Origin of the sequence: Mesorhizobium sp. M7A.F.Ca.CA.002.15.2.1 (assembly GCF_003998715.1) — a bacterium.
Classification (GTDB): Bacteria; Pseudomonadota; Alphaproteobacteria; order Rhizobiales; family Rhizobiaceae; genus Mesorhizobium; species Mesorhizobium ciceri.
Genome location: NZ_RZPI01000356.1, coordinates 1 through 5695, shown reverse-complemented (window position 1 = coordinate 5695; position 5695 = coordinate 1). Strand labels below are relative to the sequence as shown.

5 protein-coding genes are annotated in these 5695 nt (G+C 63.3%); 4 read left to right on the top strand and 1 reads right to left on the bottom strand.

Translation table 11 applies throughout. The annotated features are described in order from the left end of the window. The 3 genes from ENZ74_RS19600 to ENZ74_RS19590 form a co-directional block, all read left to right on the top strand. A partial coding sequence (locus tag ENZ74_RS19600; RefSeq protein ID WP_164761087.1) for a GntR family transcriptional regulator occupies positions 1-452 on the top strand: 452 nt, incomplete at its 5' end. A 75-nt stretch (positions 453-527) separates the two neighbouring features. Further along, positions 528-1322, top strand: coding sequence for a DeoR/GlpR family DNA-binding transcription regulator (locus ENZ74_RS19595; protein WP_063167529.1), 795 nt, complete (start codon positions 528-530; stop codon positions 1320-1322). Positions 1323-1399: 77 nt separating this feature from the next. Further along, positions 1400-3877: an FAD-dependent oxidoreductase gene (locus ENZ74_RS19590; RefSeq protein ID WP_063167530.1), complete on the top strand. Its 2478-nt coding sequence runs from the start codon at positions 1400-1402 to the stop codon at positions 3875-3877. On the opposite strand, the gene ENZ74_RS19585 is transcribed toward ENZ74_RS19590, so the two are convergent. Next, positions 3874-4743 carry a LysR substrate-binding domain-containing protein gene (locus ENZ74_RS19585; RefSeq protein ID WP_013533042.1) on the bottom strand — a complete coding sequence of 290 codons (870 nt, stop codon included), beginning with the start codon at positions 4741-4743 and terminating at the stop codon, positions 3874-3876. The genes ENZ74_RS19590 and ENZ74_RS19585 overlap by 4 nt on opposite strands. A gap of 155 nt (positions 4744-4898) precedes the next feature. On the opposite strand from ENZ74_RS19585, the gene ENZ74_RS19580 reads away from it, so the two are divergent. Continuing rightward, positions 4899-5695, top strand: a 797-nt coding sequence (locus tag ENZ74_RS19580) for a Na/Pi symporter (RefSeq protein ID WP_164761086.1), incomplete at its 3' end; no start/stop codon positions are given.

The following is a 5695-nucleotide window of genomic DNA, read 5'->3' as shown; positions in this document are numbered from 1 at the left end:
TCGCCCGGATGGACAGCGCCGAGATCAGTGAAATCTATGCACTGCGCGAATTGCTCGAATGCGAGGCGTTGCGGCTTTCGCTTCCCAATCTCGCCGGTGACAGGCTCGACGAGGCGGAACAGGTTCTCGATCAGATCGACGCGGAGCGCAATGTCGGCCGATGGGGCGCGCTGAACCGTGCCTTTCATCTGGCTCTCTACGATGCCTGCGGCAACAATCGATTGCTGGCCTTAATCGAGGCGCACCACAATGCCGCCGATCGCTACGTCCGCATCCTGCTGTCGAACCTGGACTATCGCAGCCGCTCGCAGACGGAGCACCGCGATCTGCTGGCCGCCTGCCGGCGGCGCGACGGCGACAGGGCCATAGGCATTCTGAGGCAGCATCTTCGCGAGGGAAGCGAGACGCTGGTCAGCGCGATCAGGGAAGATGGCCTGTCGCGAAAATCCTGACGACATGGCTTGAGTTGCCTCTGCGCACGATCACTGCCACATATTGCAACATCGCTACTCGATCCGAGGATCATCATGTCCCCCGACAGCAGCCTGCCGGCGCGCGCCCTTGCTCCACGTCGCCACGAAGAGATCCTGCGGCGGCTGGGCGCCCAGGGGTCTGTCAGTGTCGCCGAACTGGCCGGGTTCTTCGATGTCTCGCGCGAAACCATCCGCCGTGATTTGAAGCTGCTGTCGGATAAGGGACGGCTCGGCATCGTCCATGGCGGCGCCGCCCGCTTCGAGCCGAGCGAACCGGCAATGAGCTTGCGCAGCCACGAAAATGCCGGAGGCAAGGCCGCGATCGGCAGGCTGGCCGCCGGTCTTGTAAAGGACGGCATGGTGGTGTTCCTCGATTCCGGCACCACCACATTGGCCATCGCACAAGCCATGGCCGACCTGCGCGATCTCACCATCTGCACGGCGAGCCTGAAGATCGCGCTTCTGCTGTGCCACGTCTCAGGCATGCGCGTGCATGTGCTGGGTGGCGAAGTCGATCCGGGCGAGGAAGCGGCCTCGGGAATCGACATGCTCGAAGCCATGTCGCGCTTTCGCGTCGACATCGCGTTCCTCGGTGGTGGCGCGCTGTCGCCCGACGGCGAGGTGACCGATTTCACCCGCGCCGGCGCCGAACAGCGCAGCCGCATGATCGCGCTTGCCGCCAAAACCTACTTCGTTCTCGACAGCAGCAAGTTCGCAAAGCTGACGCCGCTCAGGATTCCGAATTTTCAACGCGCCGCCGGCGTGATCGTCGACGCGAAACCGCAGGCTGACATCGCTGAAGCGCTTGCGCGCAAAGGGCCTGAGCTGATGATTGCCTCTTTGATGTGATATTTTGTGGTATTTTGTGTTGATATTTGGAATTCGGCTGCTATGATCCAACCGGTGTCAAAACGGCAGGATGTCCCATGGCAAACGAATTCCCTACGCAAGCGCGCGTCGTCATCGTCGGCGGCGGTATCATTGGCTGCTCGGTCGCCTATCATCTGACGAAGCTCGGTTGGACCGATGTCGTGCTGCTCGAACAGGGGCAACTCAGCGGTGGCACCACCTGGCACGCCGCAGGGCTTGTCGGCCAGTTGCGCAGTCATTCCAACATGACCAGCCTGATCAAATACTCCACGCAGCTCTATGGCGAGCTGGAGGCCGAGACCGGGCTCGCCACCGGTTGGAAGAATTGTGGCTCGCTGTCGGTGGCGCGGACCGCCGACCGCATGACGGTGCTGAAGCGCACGGCCGCATCGGCTCGCGCCCAAGGCGTCGAGATCGACGTGATTTCGCCGAAGGAGGCGGCCGATCTATGGCCGGTCATGGCGACCGACGATCTGGTCGGAGCCGTCTGGCTGCCGGGCGACGGCAAGGCCAATCCGACCGATCTCACGCAATCGCTGGCCAAGGGTGCGCGCAATCGCGGCGCGAAAATTTTCGAGCGGGTCAAGGTCACCGGCATCAGCGTGAAGAACGGCGTCGCCTGCGGTGTCGAGACGGACCGCGGCAACATTGCCGCCGAGATCGTCGTCAATTGCGCCGGCCAGTGGGCGCGCAAGGTCGGGCTGATGTGCGGCGTCTCGGTGCCGCTGCATTCGGCCGAGCACATGTACATCGTTACCGGCAGGATCGAGGGCGTGCATCCGGACCTGCCGGTCATGCGCGACCCCGACGGGTTCATCTATTTCAAGGAAGAGGTCGGCGGCCTGGTCATGGGTGGCTTTGAGCCGCACGCCAAGCCGTGGGGCATGAATGGCATTCCCGAAAATTTCGAGTTCGCGCTGTTGCCGGACGATTGGGATCAGTTCGAGATCCTGATGGAAAACGCGCTGGTCCGCGTGCCGCAATTGGCCAAGGCCGAGGTCAAGAAATTCTACAACGGTCCCGAAAGCTTCACGCCGGACAACAATTTTCTCCTCGGCGAGGCGCCGGAACTGAAGAATTTCTATGTCGGCGCCGGCTTCAACTCCATGGGCATCGCCAGCGCCGGCGGCGCGGGCAGGGCGCTGGCGGAATGGATCGTCAACAGCGCGCCGACCATGGATTTGTGGCCGGTCGACATCAGGCGTTTCGCCTCCTTCAACAACAATCCGCGCTGGCTGCATGACCGTGTCAAGGAAACGCTCGGCTTGCATTACGCCATGCCGTGGCCGAACCGTGAACTGGACACGGCGCGGCCGTTCCGCCGCTCGCCGCTCTACGACCGGGTCGCCGCCAAAGGTGCCTGCTTCGGTTCCAAGATGGGCTGGGAGCGCGCCAACTGGTTCGCGGCACCGGGAGAGAAGACCGAGAACGACTATGCCTTCGGCCGCCAGAACTGGCACGAGGCGGTCAAGCGCGAAATGAAGGCGACACGCGAAGCCGTCGCCGTCTTCGACCAGACCTCTTTCGCCAAGCTCCTCGTGCAGGGCCGCGATGCCTGCGCCGTGCTCAACTGGATCTGCGCCGGAAATATTGAGGTACCGGACGGTACGTCTGTTTACACGGGCGTGCTCAATGCACGCGGTGGCTATGAGAGCGATCTCACCGTTATGCGGCTCGGCGCGGAGAAATTCCTCATCGTCACCGGGTCCGCACAAGCTGTCCACGATGCCGACTGGATCGTCAAAAACATTCCATCCGACGCGCATGCAATCGTGACCGACGTCACCTCGTCCTACGCGGTGCTGGCGTTGATGGGACCGCGATCACGCGATCTGCTGGGCAAACTCTCCTCGGCCGATCTTTCCAACGCCGGCTTTCCCTTCGCCACCATCCGCGAGATCGATATCGGCTATGCCACCGCCTATGCCAACCGTATGACCTATGTCGGCGAACTGGGCTGGGAACTGATCGTGCCGACAGAATTCGCCGTCGGCGTCTATGAGGCGTTGCATGAGGCGGGCCGTGAATTCGGTCTGCTGGACGCCGGCTACTATGCGCTCGATGCCTTGCGCATCGAAAAGGGTTTTCGCGCCTGGGGCAGGGAGTTGACGCCTGATATCGACCCCTGGCAGGCCGGGCTTGGCTTCGCCGTGGCGATGGACAAGCCAGGTGACTTTATCGGCCGCGACGCGCTGGTTGAGACGAAGCCATCGGCAGCACCGGCAAGACGCATCGTGCTGTTCACGCTCGATGATGCCGAGCCGATGCTGTGGGGCGGCGAACTGATCCTGCGCGACCGCAAGCCGGTCGGCGAAGTCCGCTCGGCCGCCTACGGCCACACGCTTGGCCGCTCGGTGGCGCTCGGCCTGATCGAGAACGAGGCGGGCGTCGACGCTGCATTTCTCACCGGTGGTCGTTTCGAGATCGACCTTGCCGGCGTTCGCCATGCCGCGACAGCACATCTGCGCAGCCCCTACGACCCGAAGTCGGAGCGGGTGAAGGCTGATGCGGTGGAGATCAGGGCCGCCGCTTAATCCGCTGACATCGAGCGCGCCATATCCAGGAAAGCCCGCACCAGTTTGCCGCCGCTGCGTTCACGCAGGCAGATCAACGCCTCGTCCATCAGGGTCTCGGGAGCATCGATGGTGATCGGCACCAGCCGCGAATCCTGGCCGAATTCGGCCGCCGAGACAAAGCCGATGCCGGCGCCCGAGGCGACGATCTCGCGGACGGCTTCGCGGCCCTCGGCTTCGATCGCCGGCCTCAATTCGATTTTCGAGGCGGCTGCGAGATCTTCGAGTTTCTGACGCGTCTTCGATCCACGCTCGCGCATGACCAGTGATTCCTGCGCGAGCTGCTTGAGGGTGAGCGACTTTTTCGCGGCCAGCGGGTGGTCGACGGATGCAAACGCGATGATCGGCGTCGAGTTGAGTTTCAGCACCTCGAAATCGCGCCCCGTCGGCACCTCGCCCAGCACGCCGATATCGGCATCGTAGCTGTAGAGGCTGCTGATCACCGTCTCGGTGTTGCCGGCGCGCACCGAAACCTGCACGCCGGGGTAGCGGGCCCGGAAGCTGCCGAGAATATGAAGCAGATGATGTGCGGCATCGGCGACGATGCGCAGCGTGCCGGAACGCAGGGCGCGGGACTCCGTCAGGAGTTCGAGCGCCTGTTGCTCGGTATCGAACATGCGGTGGGTTATTTCGAGCAATTTCTGGCCCGAATGGGTCAGCGTGACCTGCTTCTTGTTCCGGTTGAACAGCAGCACATCATACTCTTCCTCGAGCTTGCGCACCTGGTCCGAGATCGCCGGCTGGGTCAGGAAGAGCGCCTCGGCGGCGCGAGAAAAGCCACCGCAGATGGCCACCTGGTGAAAGGCTCGCAACTGGACGTAGCGCATCTCCCGTGCCTCCGACACTTCTGAAATCGCCGACATCTTATCATAAGGATTGCTTAGGAAAAGATCGAAAGGAACGATTTGACTTATGTTTTGCCGACCCTCAGCCTGAGCATGGGTCGACATCCCTGCCGGCCGTTGGCACCGGAGGCGTCGCCATGCAATTTTCCATCATCCTGCTGCATCTGGCGGGTGCGGTCATGCTGCTGCTCTGGGCCGTGCATATGGTGCGCACGGGTGTCGAGCGGGCCTGCGGGCCCGCTTTGCGTGATGCCCTGAGGCAAGCCCGGGGTGAGCGGATCAGATCGGCCGGCGTCGGCACCGTGCTTGCCGTGCTGCTGCAGAGCTCGACCGCCGTCGCTATCCTGGCGGCCGGGTTTGCCGCCAGCGGCATGGTTTCGGTGTCGGCCGGGCTGGCGATCCTGCTGGGCGCCGATCTCGGTTCCGCCCTGGTCGTGCAGGTGCTGTCGTTCGACCTCAGCTGGCTTGTGCCGGCGCTGATCCTGGTCGGCGGCGCGATGGCCCTGAAGTTCGAAGTGGCTGGCATCAGGCATAGCGGGCGAATCCTGATGGGGGTCGCCTTCGTCCTGTTGTCGCTGCATATGATCGGCGAGGCGACCGCACCGATGCGGCAGAGCACCTTGCTGCCACTGGTGATCTCCTATCTGCGCGCGGACTATTTCACCGCCTTTGCCGCCGCTGCCCTGTTCACATGGCTGATCCACTCCAGCGTCGCGGCGATCCTGCTGTTCGTCACGCTTGCCGCACAAGGCGTCTTGCCGGTCGAGGTCGGTCTGTTCTTCATCCTCGGCGCCAATTGCGGCGGCGCGCTGATCGCGGTTTGGCTGACGCGCGGCGAAGCCGTCGAGGCGCGCCGTATCCCGCTCGGCAATCTGATCTTTCGCGGCACGGCGGCGCTGGCGGCTTTGTTCGCGCTTCTGGCCGTGACCTTCCC